Raw genomic sequence first — 16,819 nt, 5'->3', positions numbered from 1 at the left:
CTATTTTTTATTTTAATGACCAACTCCTTAAGTTAATAGGAGGGAATACATGAAATTTCAAGAAATGAATTTGTCTACTCCGTTGCTACGAGCGGTAGATGAGATGGGCTTTGAAGAAGCCACTCCAATTCAAACACAAACCATTCCGTTAGGATTAGACGGGAAAGATATTTTTGGTCAGGCACAAACTGGGACTGGTAAAACAGCAGCTTTTGGATTGCCATTATTGGGAAAATTATCAATTGATGAGAAAAAGATTCAAGCGATTATTATTGAACCAACACGTGAATTAGCTGTTCAAACTGGAGAAGAATTATATAATCTAGGAAAATATAAAGAAGCTAAAATCGTGACAGTATATGGTGGTGCTGCGATTGGACGTCAAATTCAATTATTAAAAAGACAACCTGAAGTTGTTGTCGGAACACCAGGACGGATTTTAGATTTAATTCATCGAAAAGTGTTAAAACTTCATGATGTGGAAACTGTTGTTTTAGATGAAGCAGATGAAATGCTTAATATGGGATTTATTGATGACATTGAAGCAATTTTGCGCGAAATTCCTGAAAAACGGCAAACTTTACTATTCTCAGCAACAGTTCCCCAAGAAATTAAACGCATTTCGACTAACTTCATGCAAAATCCAGAACATGTGAAAATTGCAGCCAAAGAAATGACGGCTGATTTAATTGATCAATATTTTACGAAATGTAAAGATTATGAAAAATTTGATATTTTAACACGGTTTATCGATATTCATAATCCTGAGTTAGCGATTGTTTTCGCACGGACTAAACGCCGAGTAGATGAAGTGGCTCGTGGATTAATTGAACGTGGGTATTCTGCTGAAGGTATTCATGGGGATTTAACCCAACAAAAAAGATTACAAGTTCTACGTGAATTTAAAGCTGGTAAACTGGATATCTTAGTCGCTACTGATGTTGCTGCTCGGGGGTTAGATATTGGTGGCGTGAGTCACGTTTATAATTTTGATATCCCACAAGACCCAGAAAGTTATGTTCATCGGATTGGTCGAACAGGTCGTGCGGGTAATGAAGGGATGTCTGTCACGTTTGTTATTGGCCATGAAATGGACTACTTACGGACGATTGAGAATTTAACTCGTAAAAAAATGTCACCGTTAAGACCACCAACATCAGAAGAAGCTTTTTCCGGACAAATGCAAGCTTCAGTAGAACAAGTGGCGGAATATATGGATACAGCAGATTATGATAAATATCAAAAAGCTGTCGACTTTTTAACCACACAATATACTCAGGATCAATTGGCATATGCGCTATTAAAAGTTTTAACCAAAGACCCTGCTGATGTGAAAGTGAAAATTACGCCAGAACGACCATTGCCTAATCGAAATAAAAAAGGAAAACGTCGTCATAATAAAAACTATAAAGGACGTAAAAATAATCAACATCATAATAAAGGTGGCAAAAATCACCATAAAAATTCACAACGAAACAAAGGTAAAAAAGGCCACCAAGGGAAAGCAGAGTTTAAAATTCGGTAATGACTTGAGATAACGTCGATAAGAGGGTGAGAAAGTTTTGATATACGGTATTGGAATAGATTTAGTCGAATTAGATCGTATAGAACAAGCGATGCAACATTCTCAGTTTTTGCGACGTGTATTAACAGTTGAGGAAAGAAAGATGTGTTCTCAAATAAAAAACTATTCCCAGCAAGTGATGTTTGTAGCCGGTCGATGGGCCGCAAAAGAAGCTTATGCAAAAGCATTGGGAACAGGTATAGGAAGAGAATTAACGTTTCAAGATATTGAAACTTATTATCATAACAATGGTCAGCCACAAATAGTGTCTTCTAAATTTAAAGGGAGAGCATTTGTGTCTATTGCCCACCACAATTCATCAGCTGTTGCCGAAGTGATTTTGGAACAACCGTAATGAGAGAAAGAGCTGAATAATGATTTGGCTCTTTTTCTTTGTATTTAATCATAAAATATAAACAAAAATTGTATTTTGAATAAAAGAGGTTCTATAGTTTAATCCTACTTATTGGAAGTGCTCCAAAAAGTGAAGTGAATCGCAAGATAGTGATAATAATAACCATTAAAATCGACTATAATTAGCGATTTGTCGCGATTCTTGGTATATTATAGATGACCATATTTTTAGAAATAGACTAACAGGAGTTGGGAAAATGATTGAATTTAAAAATGTGAAGAAAGTTTATCCAGGAGGCGTAAAGGCAGTTAAAGATGCCACATTGACCATTGATGATGGAGAATTTGTCTGCTTTATTGGGACTTCTGGTAGTGGTAAAACAACGGCATTACGAATGATTAATCGGATGCACGACCCATCTGAAGGGGAAATTTTAATTAATGGTGAGAAAACGACGGATAAAGATCCCGTAAAATTACGTCGTGAAATTGGCTATGTTATCCAACAAATTGGACTTATGCCACATATGACCGTTTATGACAATATTATCATGGTGCCAAAAATGTTAGGTTGGTCAGAGGATAAATGTCAAGATGTTGCTAAACGTTTACTCAAACGAGTTGAGTTACCAGAAGAATACTTAAAACGGTATCCAGGGGAATTATCTGGTGGACAACAACAACGGATTGGTGTTATTCGGGCACTTGCTGCTAATCCTGAAATTGTATTGATGGATGAACCTTTCGGAGCGCTAGACCCTATTACACGAGATGCCTTACAAGACTTAGTGAAGGAACTACAACGTGAATACGGGAATACCTTTGTGTTTGTAACGCATGATATGGATGAAGCGTTAAACTTAGCTGATCGAATTGCTATTTGGCATGAAGGAGATTTATTACAATATGATACTCCTGAAAATATCTTAAAAAATCCTGCGAACGATTATGTTCGTGATTTCTTAGGTGAAGAACGACTTATCCAAGCAAAAACAAATTATCTAGAAGTTGGCAATATTATGCGAGCAAAACCATTAGCGATTAGTTTAGGTAAGTCATTGTCTGATGCTTTAACTGAGATGCGAGACAATAGTGTCGATAGTTTATTTGTCGTTGATGATAATCACCACTATAAAGGTCGGTTATCACTTTCTGATATTACCGCACAAAAAGATTATGAAATGAGTGTGTCAGATGCGATGCAAACGACAATTCGTCCGGTAAAAGAAAGTTCATTAGTCCAAGATACTATGCAACGTATTTTAAAAGGTCGAGTACCTAATGTTCCCATAGTCAATGATAAAAATCAATTAACAGGTATTGTGACGCGCGCAACATTAGTTAACTTAGTCTACGATAGTATTTGGGGCGATGATACGAATAGCATTGTTGCTGAAGGAGTTGAAGATAAATGATAGCGTTCTTTGAATCTCATGGTTCTGAGTTAATTCGATTAACCATTGAGCACTTATCACTTTCAGCAATCGCGTTATTTTTAGGAATTATTGTTGCAGTTCCTTTAGGAATCTTGTTATCTCAATTTCCTAAGGTTGCTAATGTGGTGATTAATATTGTGAGTGTTTTACAAACTATTCCGACGTTAGCATTATTAGCGTTAATGATTCCTCTATTTGGTATTGGGAAAGTTCCTTCAATTATTGCGTTATTTATTTACTCTTTATTACCCATTTTAAGAAATACGTTCTTAGGGATGCAAGGTGTCGATGCGAATTTACTTGATGCTGCTAAAGGTATGGGAATGAAGCAAATGCAAATTATTCGTAAAGTACAGTTGCCTCTAGCGATACCAGTTATTATGGCGGGGATTCGTTTATCTACCGTTTATGTTATTGCTTGGACGACTTTAGCTGCTTATATTGGTGGTGGCGGTTTAGGTGAAATGGTCTTTAATGGGCTAAACCTTTTTATGCCAGAATTAATTTTAGGCGGTACGATACCTGTCACTATTTTAGCATTAGTTATTGATTTTCTTATGGGACGGCTGGAAAAATGGGCTAGCTCAACCACTACTTCCGCGAAAGGAGAGAGTGAAGTTGAAAAAGCTTAAACAATGGTTTTTCTTAGCCTTAACAACAGTAGTTTTAACCGGATGTAGTTTACCAGGATTAGGCGGTAATTTGAGTGGACATAAAACCATTTCAATTACATCTGGTAATACAACCGAGATGCAAGTCGTTGGCTATCTTGTTGAAGGTATGATTAATCACTACATTGATACAGAAACAAATGTGATTAGTAACTTAGGAAGTTCATCAATGAACCACCAAGCGGTTATGGGTGGCGATGCTGATGTATCAGCGATTCGTTATACAGGAACGAGTTTAACTGGGGAATTGAATGAAAAACCAGAAACTGATCCTGATAAAGCGTTAGAACAAGTGAAAAAAGGTTTTGACGAAAAATTTGATCAAAAATGGATGCCATCTTATGGTTTCGCTAATACGTATGCTTTTATGGTAACAAGAGAAAAAGCTGAAGAATTAGGATTAGAAAAAGTTAGTGATTTAGAGCCTTATATTGATGACTTTAAAGTAGGTGTTGATAGTAACTGGATTAATCGTGAAGGTGACGGTTATGATGCCTTCGTCGACACGTATGGATTTGAAATCCCTGACTTATATCCAATGTCTATTGGATTAGTTTATACGGCTGCTGCTAATAATGAAGTGGACGCTGTATTAGGTTATTCAACGGATGGACGAATCATTTCTGAAGATTTAGTTGTATTGGAAGACGATTTACATCTCTTTCCACCTTATGATGCAAGTCCTGTAGTCACTCATAAAATTTTAGAGGAATATCCTGAATTAGATAAAGTATTACAAAAAATGGCCAATACAATTACTGATGAAGATATGCAAAAAATTAACTATGCAAGTGATGAATACTTACTTGAACCAAAAACAGTGGCTGATGAATTCTTAAAAGATAATAATTATTTTGAAGATGCTAAGCCATATGTCGAACCAGTAGATAAAGGAGTGTTAGAATAATGGAAAATATTAGTGAACTAGGCCTATGGGAGCAGTTATTTCAATACTTCCAAAACAATGGCTTCTATGTGTTATCACAATTTTTACGTCATTTTCTAATGTCCTTTTATGGTGTGGTTTTTGCGATGATTATTGCGATTCCGTTAGGTTTTTATATTGCTCATAATCCAAAAGGGTCACAATGGATTATTGCAATTGCTAATACGATTCAAACCGTTCCACAGTTAGCTTTATTATCAATTTTAATGCTAGTTTTAGGTTTAGGGACTAACTTAGTTGTGTTAACGGTCTTCTTATATTCACTCTTACCAATTATTCGAAATACTTATACTGGAGTAAGCAGTCTTGATCTCGGTTTAATCGATGTTGGGAAAGGAATGGGAATGACAAGATGGCAATTAATTTTTAAAGTGGAATTTCCACTGGCCTTACCTGTTATAATGGGTGGTATTCGTAATGCCTTTATTACAGGTATTGGAATTTCAACCATTGGGACCTTTGTTGGTGCTGGTGGTTTAGGTGATATTTTGACACGTGGTGTTAACGCATCTGATGGGACAAGTATTATATTAGCTGGTGTAATTCCAATTGCGTTAATGGCAATGGCAACTGACTGGTTATTATCATTTATTGAAACGAAGATGGATCCATCACGTGACAAAGCTTAAGGAGGTACGGATGGATGAATTGGATGTTATTAGTCCAAATCTTCGGAATAAACTTAGTCTATATTATGTTAAATACGATACGAACGCTTTTAACGATGAAAGGGTATCGTAAATCAGCTGTTTGTTTATCGGTAATGGAAGTGACGATATATACCTTAGGATTATCTATGGTAATGGCTTATCTCTCTAATCCAGTGTATTTAGTAGCTTACGCTCTAGGATTTGGTGTTGGCGTTTATTGTGGTATGTTGATTGAAGATTGGATGGCCTTAGGTTACTCTGTTGTCCAAATTTTCTCGCAAAATGCGGATCATACCTTACCTAACGCTTTAAGAGAGCGTGGTTATGGTGTAACTGTTCAGCCTGGATATGGTCGCGATGGTGATCGATTAATTTTAACGGTCTTAACACCGCGCTCAAATGAAGGAAATTTGCGACGAACCATTGATGAAATCGATAATAAAGCCTTTTATATTTCTTATGATGCTCGTTATATTCATGGTGGTTTCTGGACGAAACGAGTGAATCCACCAAAAATTGAAGAGTATGTCGAGAAAGATATGCAAGCTGAGGAAATTGTTGTGGATGAGATTCCAGATAAAGATACTTATCTAGAAGAAGCTACAGAATCATTACAAGATAAAGATGAATAAACAAAGAGGCGATTGGAGCAATCCAATCGCCTCTTTTTATATATTGATAAAGTTATTCTAAACCAACCCGATGGAAAATCGTATCGACATTGCGAATATGATAGTTAGGGTCAAACGCATCGTCTAAGGCTTCTTTATCTAAGTGGGTCGTAATTCGAGAATCATCTTCTAATAAGTCACGGAAATGGAGCCCTTCATCCCAAGCGCGTTTTGTTTTAGGTTGAACAAGGTCGTAGGCTTCTTCGCGTGATAATTCTTTTTCAATGAGTTTAAGCATCACACGTTGAGAGAAAATAAGACCATAAGTACGATTCATATTTTTCTTCATATTATCAGGGAAGACCGTTAATTGATCAACAATAGCAGCAAAACGATTAAGCATATAGTCAAATAATCCCTTTGCATCTGGTAAAATCATTCGTTCTGAACTGGAATGAGAAATAGTGTGGAGTCGTTGCCATTCATAATCATAAACATGCTGCTGAGTTAACTTATTTTGCGTTACATAGTTTACAACATCGTGGACAAGAAGCAGCTGGTATTGCGACTTATGATGTAAATGATGAAGACTGTCATTTACACTCAAATTTAGGGTTAGTGACTGAGGTATTTAATACGCCAGAAAGTATGACCAAATTGACTGGTGATTATGCCTTAGGACACGTTCGTTATGCGACTGATGGCAATAATATTTTGCGCAATGTTCAACCTTTTGTTTTTCGATTTCATGATCAAAAAATTAGTTTTGCTCACAATGGGCAAATTGTCAATGCAAAAAGTTTACGTAACCAATTAGAGGATCAAGGAGCTGTTTTTAATTCAACAAGCGATACGGAATTACTTATCCATTTGATTCGACGCAGTCCACAACCGACTTTTATGGAACAATTAAAGGACGCGTTACGTCAATTAGAAGGTGGATTTACGTTTGTTTTGATGGTTGGAAACCATATATATGGGGCAGTTGATCCATATAGTTTCCGTCCGTTAGTCGTTGGGCAATTTCCTGATGGTGGCTACATGTTAGCCAGTGAAACTTGTGCGCTTGATGTCTGTGGAGCAGAATTTGTTCGTGAAGTCAAAGCGGGAGAAATTATTCACTTCCATGAAGAGGAGTATGATTTAATTAGCTATACCGAAAATACCACAACGGCTATTGAAGCAATGGAATATGTTTACTTTGCTCGTCCGGATTCTAATATTGCAGGGATTAACGTTCATACAGCCCGTAAAAACTCTGGAAAACATTTAGCTGAGGAAGCTTCCGCTCCTGAAGCAGATATTGTGATAGGCGTGCCAAACTCATCCCTATCTGCAGCTAGTGGTTATGCAGAAGCTAGTGGGTTGCCTTATGAAATGGGATTAGTAAAAAATCAATATGTTGGACGCTCATTTATTCAACCCACTCAAGCGTTGCGTGACAAAGCGGTAAGAATGAAATTATCAGCTGTTCGTGGTGTGGTTCAAGGAAAAAGTGTAGTGATGGTTGATGATTCAATTGTTCGTGGGACGACATGTAAACGAATCGTTCGTCTGCTAAAAAATGCTGGAGCGAAAGAAGTTCATGTGCGAATTGCTAGTCCGTTATTTATGTTCCCATCATTTTATGGTATTGATGTTTCAACCAGTTCGGAATTGATAGCTGCCCACAAAACAGAAGATGAAATTCGTGAATATATTGGTGCTGATTCTTTAAGTTACTTAAGTGTCGATGGTTTAGTTGATGCGATTGGTATTGATTATGATGCACCGTATAACGGATTGTGTATGGAATCTTTCACTGGTTATTATCCTGCACCGATCGCTGATTTCAAAGAACGTTATTTAGAACAATTGACACCATTACAAGAAGCTTTTTTAGATAAAGGGAAGCAGGTGAACCATGCGAAATAATTATAAAGCTGCTGGGGTAGATGTTGAAGCAGGCTATGAAGCTGTAGAAAAAATGAAAAAGCATGTTGCTCGCACACAAAAACCTGGAGCTCTTAGTTCGTTAGGTGGCTTTGGTGGTTTATTTGGTCTAGATTTAGAACGGTTTAATCATCCTGTATTAGTTTCTGGTACTGATGGTGTCGGAACAAAACTTATATTAGCTATGGCTATGACTATTTATGACACTATTGGTATAGATGCGGTAGCAATGGTAGTTAACGATATTATTGCACAAGGGGCAGAACCATTATTTTTCCTAGACTACTTAGCTGTTGGAAAAAATAATCCTGATCGTATTGCGGATATCGTTTCTGGTATAGCTGAAGGATGTGTTCAAGCCGGATGTGAAATTGTCGGCGGTGAAACAGCAGAAATGCCTGATATGTATTCAGATGAAGAATTCGATGTAGCAGGATTCGCAGTGGGAGCAGCGAATAAAGAAGATGTTCTCACACCTGAACGTGTTGAAGATGGTGATGTATTAATTGGACTACTTTCTAGTGGTTTACATTCTAATGGCTTTTCTCTCGTCAGAAAAATTTTATTTAAAGATCATGATTATCAATTAACGGATATTATTCCTGAGTTAAATAATCAACGATTAGGTGATGTGTTACTCACACCAACAAAAATTTATGTGCAAGCAGTATTACCATTATTAAATAAACATTTAATACATGGGATTAGTCATATTACTGGTGGAGGTTTTAGTGAAAATATTCCGCGTATGCTTCCTGAAAACCTTACTTATCATATTGATTATTCAGCATGGGAAGTTCCTTCAATTTTCCGTTTTTTAGGGAAAGTAGGAGAGATTGACATATCAGAATTATACGATGTGTTCAATATGGGAATTGGTATGGTTTTAGCTGTTGCTCCTGACCAAGTTGATGAAGTGATGACGATACTACGAGCTCAGGAAGAAAAACCTGTTGTAATAGGTGATGTTCATGTGGCCTAAGTTAGCCGTCATGGCGAGTGGAAATGGATCAAATTTTGAGGCATTAGTAAAAGCCACTCAAAATCATACATTAGAAGCTGAAATTGTTTGCTTAGTTTGCGATCATGCGGATGCATATGTTATCGAACGAGCGAAACATCTTCAAATCCCAGCTATTATTTTGGAACCGCGTGATTTTAAAGATAAAAATCATTACGAGCGAGCTATTGTTAAAGGATTAGAGGCTTATGACGTAGATGTTATTATTCTTGCTGGCTATATGCGTATAGTGACACCTTATATGCTCGATAAATATCCAGGTCATATCTTGAATATCCATCCAGCATTACTCCCACATTTCCCTGGGCGACAAGGAATTCAAGATGCATGGGATGCAGGGGTGAGTCAAACGGGTGTAACGGTTCATTTGATTGATAGTGGCATTGATTCAGGACCAATATTAGCTCAGCAAACAGTCGATATTACAGAAGATGATACATTAGAAACATTAGAAGCGAAAATTCATCAGGTGGAACAAAGATTATATGCTAAAACCATTCAAGAATTTTTACAAGCAGAAAAGGAGAAATAGGATGCGTGCTTTATTAAGTGTTTCAGATAAAACTGATTTAGATAAAATAGCAACAGATTTAGTGAAACAAGAGGTTGAATTGATTTCAACTGGTGGAACTAAAGCTTATTTAGAAGATCATGGATTTCAAGTGACAGGAATTGAGGAAGTGACAGAGTTTCCAGAAATATTAAATGGACGAGTAAAAACACTTCATCCTCATGTTCATGCTGGTTTGCTAGCAGATCGTAATAACCAAGAACATATGGAAACGTTAGAAAAACTCCATATCCAATTATTCGATTTTGTTATTGTTAATCTTTATCCGTTTAAAGAAACAATTAGTCAACCAGACGTATTCTTTGCGGATGCTATTGAAAATATTGACATTGGTGGACCTAGTATGCTTCGCTCAGCTGCTAAAAATGGGCAACAAATTACAGTGATTGTTGATCCTGAAGATTATGAAGTCGTTGGAGAAGAATTACGTGATCAAGGCAGTGTATCAGAAAAAACGCACAATCGGTTACAAGCAAAAGCTTTTCGTCATACTGCAGCGTATGATGCATTAATTGCGGATTACTTAACCAAACGAACAGATGAACAATTCCCAGAAAAAGTAACAATGACTTTTGAAAAACAAAGTCATTTGCGTTATGGCGAAAATAGTCATCAAGCGGCAAGTTTTTATCGGGAACCATTAGCTAGTGAAGCCACCTTAACACAAGCAAAACAATACCAAGGAAAAGAACTTTCTTATAACAATATAAAAGATGCTGATGCGGCATTGCGAATGGTTAGAGAATTTGAAAAACCAACGGCAGTGGCTGTTAAACATATGAATCCTTGCGGGATTGGATTTGGTGATGATATTGTAACAGCTTTTGACCGTGCGTATGATGGTGATCCTGTTTCAATCTTTGGAGGCATTATTGCTTTAAACCGGCCAGTGACTGCTGAACTAGCTGAGAAGTTACGGAAAATTTTCTTAGAAATTATTATTGCACCAGAATATTCTGATGAAGCGTTAGAAATTTTAAGTCATAAGAAAAAAGTTCGTGTACTAGAGTTGCCTGTTAATGACCAAGTATCTACATCTCCACAAGTTGTTTCTGTTAGTGGTGGTTTATTAATCCAAGATAATGATAACGCGTTATTCGATGATGAAAACGTGTCGACACCAACGAAAAAACAACCTAAAGAAACGGATTGGGATAAAATTCGCTTTGGTATGCAAGTGGTTAAACATACGAAATCAAATGCGATTGTCCTAGTAAATGATAAGCAAACAATAGGAATTGGTGCTGGTCAAATGAATCGAGTGGGCTCCGCTAAAATTGCGATTGAAGAGGCGCTTGATAATGGCTTTGATTTAAGTGAAGCGGTATTAGCCAGTGATGCGTTTATTCCTATGCCAGATACTGTGGAATTAGCTGCTGAATATGGTATCCCTGTCATCGTTCAACCGGGTGGAAGTATTAAAGATAAAAAAGTGATTGCTGCTGCTGATGAAGCTGGAATTGCTATGGTAATGACAGGTTTACGTCATTTTAAACACTAGGAGGACTTATGAAAAAAGTATTAGTTATTGGTAAAGGTGGGCGTGAGCATGCCTTAGCTTACCATTTAAAACAATCTCCTGAACAACCAGAAGTTTATTGTGCGCCAGGTAATGTGATGATGGCAGCTGATGGTATTCAATGTATAGACATTGCTGAAACCGATAGTGAGGCATTAGCCTCATTTTGTCTAGATCATGATATTGATTGGTCAATTGTTGGTGGAGAGGCTCCTTTAAATGTTGGAATGGTTGATGAGTTTCAAAAGCAACAGTTAAAAATTATTGGACCAACTAAAGCTGCTGCTCAATTGGAGAGTTCAAAATCCTTTGCGAAGGACATTATGTCTCAATGTGGAGTATTAACGGCGGATAGTACGGTTTTTAATGACTACCGTTCAGCATTAGCATATACGCAATCTCATTCGTTCCCTACTGTCATTAAAAAAGATGGATTAGCAGCTGGAAAAGGCGTAACTATTGCGACAGATCAAGCAATGGCTCAAGCCACACTACAAGATATTTATCATGACGATGCAGAAGCTACTGTCGTCATCGAAGAATATTTAGAGGGTGAAGAGTTATCTATCTTTACTTTAGTGGGTGAGGATACCGTGATACATGCGGGTGTCGCCCAAGATTATAAACGTGCTTATGATCACGGTGTGGGGCCAAATACTGGAGGAATGGGTGCGATTACGCCAGTACCAAATGTAAATGATGAATTAGTCGTTTCTGCCTATGAAAAAATTATTTATCCAGTATTAGACCAAATGAAAGCCAATGGGACACCGTTTACTGGTGTGTTGTATAGCGGTCTTATGCGTACTAAAAAAGGCTTAGCAGTGATTGAATTCAACACTCGCTTTGGGGATCCAGAAACACAAGTGATTATGCATCATATGAATAGTTCGTTATTTGCTGCATTGGATGCTATTGTCAATAACCAATCATACACCGTTTCATTTGAAGAAGGTTATTCTTTAGGTGTTGTCGTTGCGGCTGAAGGTTATCCTCATACCCCTAAAAAAGGGTTTGAGTTAGGGCAATTAATAAGTGACTCAGGAATTAAAGTTTATGGAGCAGGTATTTCTGGTAATCAAACGACAGGTTATCAAGCAGCTGGCGGGCGCTTATTTATGCCTGTTGTTCAAAGTCAAACACTATCTGATGCGAATCGAAAAGTGTGTCATTGGATTGATGAGTTAGCGATACCACATACTTTTCATCGAACAGATATTGGTCAATAAATTAAAGTGGTGATTGGAAGTTCCAATCGCTTTTTTTATTTAGTGAATATTGTTGAGGGGTAGGGGGTTGTGGTAAACTATTTAATGTTGTTCGAAACCATCCAACATAAAAAAACTAGGGGGAAGAAAGATGTCAGTAAAGAAAATAGTTAATTTAGCAGTTGTTTCTGCGATATATGTGATTTTAACCTTACCATTTGCTAGTTTCGGTTTTGGGGCGATTCAATTTCGTTTAGCTGAGGGGTTGAATCATTTAGGAGCCTACCATAAAGATTACAAGTGGGGCGTTATTTTAGGTGTCTTTTTAACGAATTTACTTTTTTCAACCGATTTAGGTATTATTGATTTAATGTTTGGAACGGTTCATACCGCATTGAGCTTTTTAATTGCTGAATGGCTATTCCATAAAATTCATGATGAGAAAAAACGTTTAGTTGTTTTAACGCTAGTATTCTCTGTGATGATTTTTATTATTGCTTTAGAATTAATGTGGGTATTGAAATTACCATTCTGGGGAACATACTTCACACTATTTTTAAGCGAAATCATTATTATGGCGTTGACTGCTCCTATTATGCATCTAGCCAACAAACGGATTCATTTTAAACAATTAATGGAACATTAATGAAAAAGACAGCGATGAAAGATTCGCTGTCTTTTTTTATAAGAATATGTCTCGAGTATGGGTAGTAGCAACCACTTCAATGTTGTGTCGTTCTAGACCATTATATATTTTGTGTAAGGTATTTTCATTACAATCTTTATCTAAGTTAACAGTAACATAATTGGTAGATTTGCTTGTTTCACTTGCCAAGGAAATCATTGCTGTGATAGAACAATAACGACCAATAATCCGTGTGGCTTTTGCTAAAAATCCTTTTTTGTTTTGGGGAATGCTTAAGGTTAGAACATAACTTTCTTGGTTTAATCCCCATGCACGATACAATGCTTTCTCGAAAGCACGATGAGTAAGAATTCCCGCAAATGTGTGATCTTTATCTAAAATACTGATATAAGGAAGGTCACGAATTGCGAAAATGATTTGATAGAAAGAGCTATCGGTAAAAATATATTTCGTTGCGTTTTTAAGTAGATACGTGACGGGTAAATCAAGTGATCCATTCGTTAATAAATGTTGATAGATATGTTGACGATAAATGGTTCCGCGAAATAGCGTTCCTGACTTATCTAAAATAGGAATGCAGCGAAAATGATGTTTTTCCATTAAATCACTGGCTTCCTTTAAAGTGGTGTCCTCATTAACAAATAAGACATCGGATTTTTTGATACAGTAATGATTTAAATCCATAATTTTCCTCACTAATTTAATCGAATTCTAATAAACAGTATAACACAGCCTACATAATTAAAAACGATATTTTAGTATTTATCAAGGATTATTTTTGAATTCTAAAAATCCTTTTCATTAATAAAAGGGGAAATTAATATTTTTGTGAGAAAACTCATCATATAATGTGAACGGTTACCATAATTGACCCAAAATTGATGTGAGTGAATACGGTTTAAAAAGCGTAATGACAAGAACGTATATAAATATAATGATTGCAATTAGGAAATTTAGCTTCTATAATTGACTTAATTAAACATTTTTAATAACAAGGAGAGAATTCGATATTATGGGAGACCCTGGGGCCACAAATTTAGGTGGACAGATTATTTTAATTATTATTTTAACGGTTATTAATGCTTATCTAGCAGGGGCAGAACTAGCATTTGTTTCAGTGAATCAATCAAAAATTAAAGAGTTAGCGAATGAAGGGAATAAACGGGCTAAACAAGTGCTCCGTTTGTTAGATGATTCAGATGATTTCTTGTCAACTATTCAAGTAGGAATTACTTTTGCAGGATTCTTCTCATCTGCGTCAGCCTCAACAACTTTTGTGTCATATTTAGAACCACTATTGGCTAATGTGCCAGGTGGATCCACGATTGCTACAGCTGTCGTGACATTGATTTTATCTTACTTCACTTTAGTTTTCGGTGAGTTATATCCTAAACAGGTCGCTATTCAAATGCCAGAAAAATATGCGATGTTTACTGCTGGATCTATTAACTTCTTACAAACAATTTTTAAACCATTCGTATGGCTGTTATCAGCATCAACAGCAGTATTGAAAAAAATTACACCAATTGAATTTACCAATAATGAAGAGCATTTAACGCGTAACGAGATGCAAGCTGTTATTGCTAGCGGACGTAATGATGGTGTGATTGATGTTGATGAATTTCGAATGATGCAAGGGGTGTTATCTCTTGACACCAAATTAGCGAAAGAAGTTATGACACCACGAACAGATACCTTTATGGTCGATATTGAAGATGATTCACTTGAGGTACTCGAAGAGGTATTAAGTTCACAATATTCTAGAATTCCAGTTTATGATGATGATAAAGATAATATTATTGGTATTATGCATGCCAAAGATATTCTTCGTGAAGCAAATAAAGTTGGATTTGAACATATCAAAATTGAAAATATAGCTAAACCAGCTTACTTTGCACCAGAAACGATTTTTGTTGATGACTTACTACTCGACTTTAAACGGAATCACCAACATATGGCGATTTTAAAAGATGAATATAATGGTGTTGTCGGAATTGTCACTCTTGAAGACTTATTGGAAGAAATTGTTGGTGACATTGAAGATGAATATGATGAGATTTCTCATCTGTTCAAAAAAATTAATGATGATACATATATTGTGAACGGCGTTATGCCAATTTCGAAATTTAATCAACTATTTAAAGAAGATGTGGATACCGAAGAATCTGATACGATTGCTGGTTATATGATTGAAAGATTAGGTTATTTCCCAGAGGATCGCGCTGAAGAAGTGATTCAAATTGGGCAGTACGAATTAACAACAACAGCAGTTGAAAATGGTCGAATTCGGGGAATTCAAGTGAAGAAAAAATTTGATCTTGAAGATGAAAATGATGAAGAAGAATAATTAGTCGAATAGAGCTGAGTAATCTCAGCTCTATTTTCATTAATAGAAAGAGTGGTAGAAAATGTCTGAAAAACATCCAATCAATGAAATGCTTGATCGGCCAGTAGTCATGCCTAAAGTGTTAGACTATATGCGACAAAGTCAAAAAGAGTTTGCAGAACCAATTAATGAGCTAGAAAACTATGCGCATGAAAATCGAGTACCCATCATCCCACATGAAACAGCTGTTTTTCTAGATTTTTTACTAGGTGTTGTTAAGCCAACCGATATTTTGGAGATTGGAATGGCTATTGGTTTTTCAGCTTCTTTAATGGCATATAATCATCCAGAGCGACATGTTGATACTATTGATCGTTACGATCAAATGATACGAAATGCTAAGAAAAATTTTGAATCTTTTGGTTTAATGGACCAAGTGACCATTCTAGAAGGTGATGCCAAGGATATCTTGCCAGAATTAGATAAGACCTATGACTTTATTTTTATGGATTCAGCAAAAGCTAAGTATTATGATTTCTTCCCGTATTGTATGGATCGATTAAAATGCGATGGCTTGCTCATGATAGATGATATTTTCCAAGGAGGCACCGTATTTGATGAATTAGATACGATACCTAAACGTGTTCGAAAAATCCATAAAAAATTGAATCGGTTATTAGAAGTTATCCAAAATTGTGAAGGAATAGAAACGACTATTCTACCATTAGGGGATGGTGTACTCTTAGTTCGCAAAACTCAAAATCGATCTTTCCATAATGATTTTTCGCTATAAAATAGCTAGACTAAAGAGCCTTATCCGTCGATAAGGCTCTTTTAATTTTAGATAATTTAAAAAAGTTATTTACAACAGGTTAAAACCGTGCTAATATATTCATCGGTCGTTCTTAGAGCGACAATCTAATTCAAACTTTTTAACAAAATAAATTTTAAAAAGTTGTTGACATATTACAGGTTAACATGATATATTATTTAAGTCGCTTCGATGAGGCGACAACAACAAAACAAGTTGTTAAAAAATAATTTTAAAAAAGTATTGACAATCACTCCTGATTACGATATACTATAAAAGTTGCATCAAACAGCAACGATATAGACCTTTGAAAACTGAACAAAGAAGACGAACCAATTTGTGTAGGGAATCGATAACAATCGATAAACCAAACAATTCAAAGTAGTGAGAACTACTATAAATAAGTCAGCAATAAAATGAGCTAGCAAACAGCTCGTGAAAAACTTTCATGAGAGTTTGATCCTGGCTCAGGACGAACGCTGGCGGCGTGCCTAATACATGCAAGTCGAGCGAACCGACGAGGTGCTTGCACCTTTGACGTTAGCGGCGAACG

15 protein-coding genes, 1 rRNA gene, 2 pseudogenes and 1 riboswitch are annotated in these 16,819 nt (G+C 36.3%); of the genes and pseudogenes, 16 read left to right on the top strand and 2 right to left on the bottom strand.

What is annotated here, in order from left to right:
• Positions 1-49 precede the first annotated feature (49 nt).
• The 7 genes from B8955_RS04300 (at position 50) to B8955_RS04270 (ending at position 6,253) form a co-directional block, all read left to right on the top strand.
• Positions 50-1,525, top strand: a complete 1,476-nt coding sequence (locus tag B8955_RS04300; RefSeq protein WP_084098954.1) for a degradosome RNA helicase CshA — start codon at positions 50-52, stop codon at positions 1,523-1,525.
• Between the two features lie 37 nt (positions 1,526-1,562).
• Entirely contained in the window at positions 1,563-1,919 is a 357-nt protein-coding gene (acpS, locus tag B8955_RS04295) for a holo-ACP synthase (protein WP_084098953.1), read from the top strand.
• A gap of 256 nt (positions 1,920-2,175) precedes the next feature.
• On the top strand, positions 2,176-3,333 hold the full coding sequence (locus B8955_RS04290; protein WP_084098951.1) for an ABC transporter ATP-binding protein: 1,158 nt from the start codon (positions 2,176-2,178) through the stop codon (positions 3,331-3,333).
• On the top strand, positions 3,330-3,986 hold the full coding sequence (locus tag B8955_RS04285) for an ABC transporter permease (protein ID WP_084098949.1): 657 nt from the start codon (positions 3,330-3,332) through the stop codon (positions 3,984-3,986). The genes B8955_RS04290 and B8955_RS04285 overlap by 4 nt, the downstream gene beginning before the upstream one ends.
• Positions 3,973-4,932, top strand: coding sequence for an osmoprotectant ABC transporter substrate-binding protein (locus tag B8955_RS04280; protein ID WP_084098947.1), 960 nt, complete (start codon positions 3,973-3,975; stop codon positions 4,930-4,932). Before B8955_RS04285 ends, B8955_RS04280 begins: the two co-directional genes overlap by 14 nt.
• Positions 4,932-5,600, top strand: coding sequence for an ABC transporter permease (locus B8955_RS04275; protein WP_084098945.1), 669 nt, complete (start codon positions 4,932-4,934; stop codon positions 5,598-5,600). Before B8955_RS04280 ends, B8955_RS04275 begins: the two co-directional genes overlap by 1 nt.
• Positions 5,601-5,614: 14 nt before the next feature.
• Complete coding sequence (locus tag B8955_RS04270) at positions 5,615-6,253, top strand: DUF2179 domain-containing protein (protein WP_084098943.1); 639 nt, start codon at positions 5,615-5,617, stop codon at positions 6,251-6,253.
• 52 nt (positions 6,254-6,305) lie between these two features.
• Here the strand turns inward: B8955_RS04270 and B8955_RS04265 are convergent.
• Positions 6,306-6,695: pseudogene (locus B8955_RS04265) on the bottom strand (adenylosuccinate lyase); the annotation flags it as partial.
• A 2-nt stretch (positions 6,696-6,697) separates the two neighbouring features.
• Between B8955_RS04265 and purF the strand changes: the two are divergent.
• From purF to B8955_RS04235, 6 genes and pseudogenes are all read left to right on the top strand, one after another.
• A pseudogene (purF, locus tag B8955_RS04260) lies at positions 6,698-8,146 on the top strand (amidophosphoribosyltransferase); the annotation flags it as partial.
• Positions 8,136-9,146 (top strand): phosphoribosylformylglycinamidine cyclo-ligase, encoded by a 1,011-nt coding sequence (gene purM, locus B8955_RS04255; RefSeq protein ID WP_084098939.1) that lies wholly within the window; start codon positions 8,136-8,138, stop codon positions 9,144-9,146. The pseudogene purF and the gene purM, both read left to right, overlap by 11 nt.
• On the top strand, positions 9,136-9,717 hold the full coding sequence (purN, locus tag B8955_RS04250; RefSeq protein ID WP_084098937.1) for a phosphoribosylglycinamide formyltransferase: 582 nt from the start codon (positions 9,136-9,138) through the stop codon (positions 9,715-9,717). The genes purM and purN overlap by 11 nt, the downstream gene beginning before the upstream one ends.
• A gap of 1 nt (position 9,718) precedes the next feature.
• Positions 9,719-11,257, top strand: a complete 1,539-nt coding sequence (gene purH / locus B8955_RS04245; RefSeq protein ID WP_084098935.1) for a bifunctional phosphoribosylaminoimidazolecarboxamide formyltransferase/IMP cyclohydrolase — start codon at positions 9,719-9,721, stop codon at positions 11,255-11,257.
• Positions 11,258-11,265: 8 nt separating this feature from the next.
• On the top strand, positions 11,266-12,504 hold the full coding sequence (gene purD / locus B8955_RS04240) for a phosphoribosylamine--glycine ligase (RefSeq protein ID WP_084098933.1): 1,239 nt from the start codon (positions 11,266-11,268) through the stop codon (positions 12,502-12,504).
• A gap of 80 nt (positions 12,505-12,584) precedes the next feature.
• Positions 12,585-12,629, top strand: a riboswitch (PreQ1 riboswitch).
• Positions 12,630-12,634: 5 nt separating this feature from the next.
• Positions 12,635-13,129 (top strand): QueT transporter family protein, encoded by a 495-nt coding sequence (locus tag B8955_RS04235; RefSeq protein WP_084098932.1) that lies wholly within the window; start codon positions 12,635-12,637, stop codon positions 13,127-13,129.
• A 36-nt stretch (positions 13,130-13,165) separates the two neighbouring features.
• Here the strand turns inward: B8955_RS04235 and cbpA are convergent, their stop codons facing one another.
• Positions 13,166-13,813 carry a cyclic di-AMP binding protein CbpA gene (gene cbpA, locus B8955_RS04230; RefSeq protein WP_084098930.1) on the bottom strand — a complete coding sequence of 216 codons (648 nt, stop codon included), beginning with the start codon at positions 13,811-13,813 and terminating at the stop codon, positions 13,166-13,168.
• Positions 13,814-14,141: 328 nt separating this feature from the next.
• Between cbpA and B8955_RS04225 the strand changes: the two genes are divergently transcribed.
• The 3 genes from B8955_RS04225 to B8955_RS04215 all read left to right on the top strand — a co-directional run.
• On the top strand, positions 14,142-15,476 hold the full coding sequence (locus tag B8955_RS04225; protein ID WP_084098928.1) for a hemolysin family protein: 1,335 nt from the start codon (positions 14,142-14,144) through the stop codon (positions 15,474-15,476).
• Between the two features lie 61 nt (positions 15,477-15,537).
• Complete coding sequence (locus tag B8955_RS04220) at positions 15,538-16,248, top strand: O-methyltransferase (RefSeq protein ID WP_084098926.1); 711 nt, start codon at positions 15,538-15,540, stop codon at positions 16,246-16,248.
• Positions 16,249-16,710: 462 nt separating this feature from the next.
• Positions 16,711-16,819, top strand: a 16S ribosomal RNA gene (locus tag B8955_RS04215); the annotation flags it as partial.

The sequence above is a fragment of the Aerococcus suis genome (genome assembly GCF_900176325.1).
GTDB classification, from domain to species: domain Bacteria; phylum Bacillota; class Bacilli; order Lactobacillales; family Aerococcaceae; genus Aerococcus; species Aerococcus suis.
Note: the sequence above shows the minus strand (reverse complement) of the source record. Positions and strands in the feature narration are given on the sequence as shown.

Excerpts from the sequence above, each read along its gene's own strand:
- B8955_RS04300 (WP_084098954.1), top strand. The coding sequence starts at position 50 with ATGAAATTTCAAGAAATGAATTTGTCTACTCCGTTGCTACGAGCGGTA.
- B8955_RS04290 (WP_084098951.1), top strand. The coding sequence starts at position 2,176 with ATGATTGAATTTAAAAATGTGAAGAAAGTTTATCCAGGAGGCGTAAAG.
- B8955_RS04285 (WP_084098949.1), top strand. The coding sequence starts at position 3,330 with ATGATAGCGTTCTTTGAATCTCATGGTTCTGAGTTAATTCGATTAACC.
- B8955_RS04275 (WP_084098945.1), top strand. The coding sequence starts at position 4,932 with ATGGAAAATATTAGTGAACTAGGCCTATGGGAGCAGTTATTTCAATAC.
- B8955_RS04270 (WP_084098943.1), top strand. The coding sequence starts at position 5,615 with ATGAATTGGATGTTATTAGTCCAAATCTTCGGAATAAACTTAGTCTAT.
- purM (WP_084098939.1), top strand. The coding sequence starts at position 8,136 with ATGCGAAATAATTATAAAGCTGCTGGGGTAGATGTTGAAGCAGGCTAT.
- purN (WP_084098937.1), top strand. The coding sequence starts at position 9,136 with ATGTGGCCTAAGTTAGCCGTCATGGCGAGTGGAAATGGATCAAATTTT.
- purH (WP_084098935.1), top strand. The coding sequence starts at position 9,719 with ATGCGTGCTTTATTAAGTGTTTCAGATAAAACTGATTTAGATAAAATA.
- purD (WP_084098933.1), top strand. The coding sequence starts at position 11,266 with ATGAAAAAAGTATTAGTTATTGGTAAAGGTGGGCGTGAGCATGCCTTA.
- B8955_RS04235 (WP_084098932.1), top strand. The coding sequence starts at position 12,635 with ATGTCAGTAAAGAAAATAGTTAATTTAGCAGTTGTTTCTGCGATATAT.
- cbpA (WP_084098930.1), bottom strand. The coding sequence starts at position 13,813 with ATGGATTTAAATCATTACTGTATCAAAAAATCCGATGTCTTATTTGTT.
- B8955_RS04225 (WP_084098928.1), top strand. The coding sequence starts at position 14,142 with ATGGGAGACCCTGGGGCCACAAATTTAGGTGGACAGATTATTTTAATT.
- B8955_RS04220 (WP_084098926.1), top strand. The coding sequence starts at position 15,538 with ATGTCTGAAAAACATCCAATCAATGAAATGCTTGATCGGCCAGTAGTC.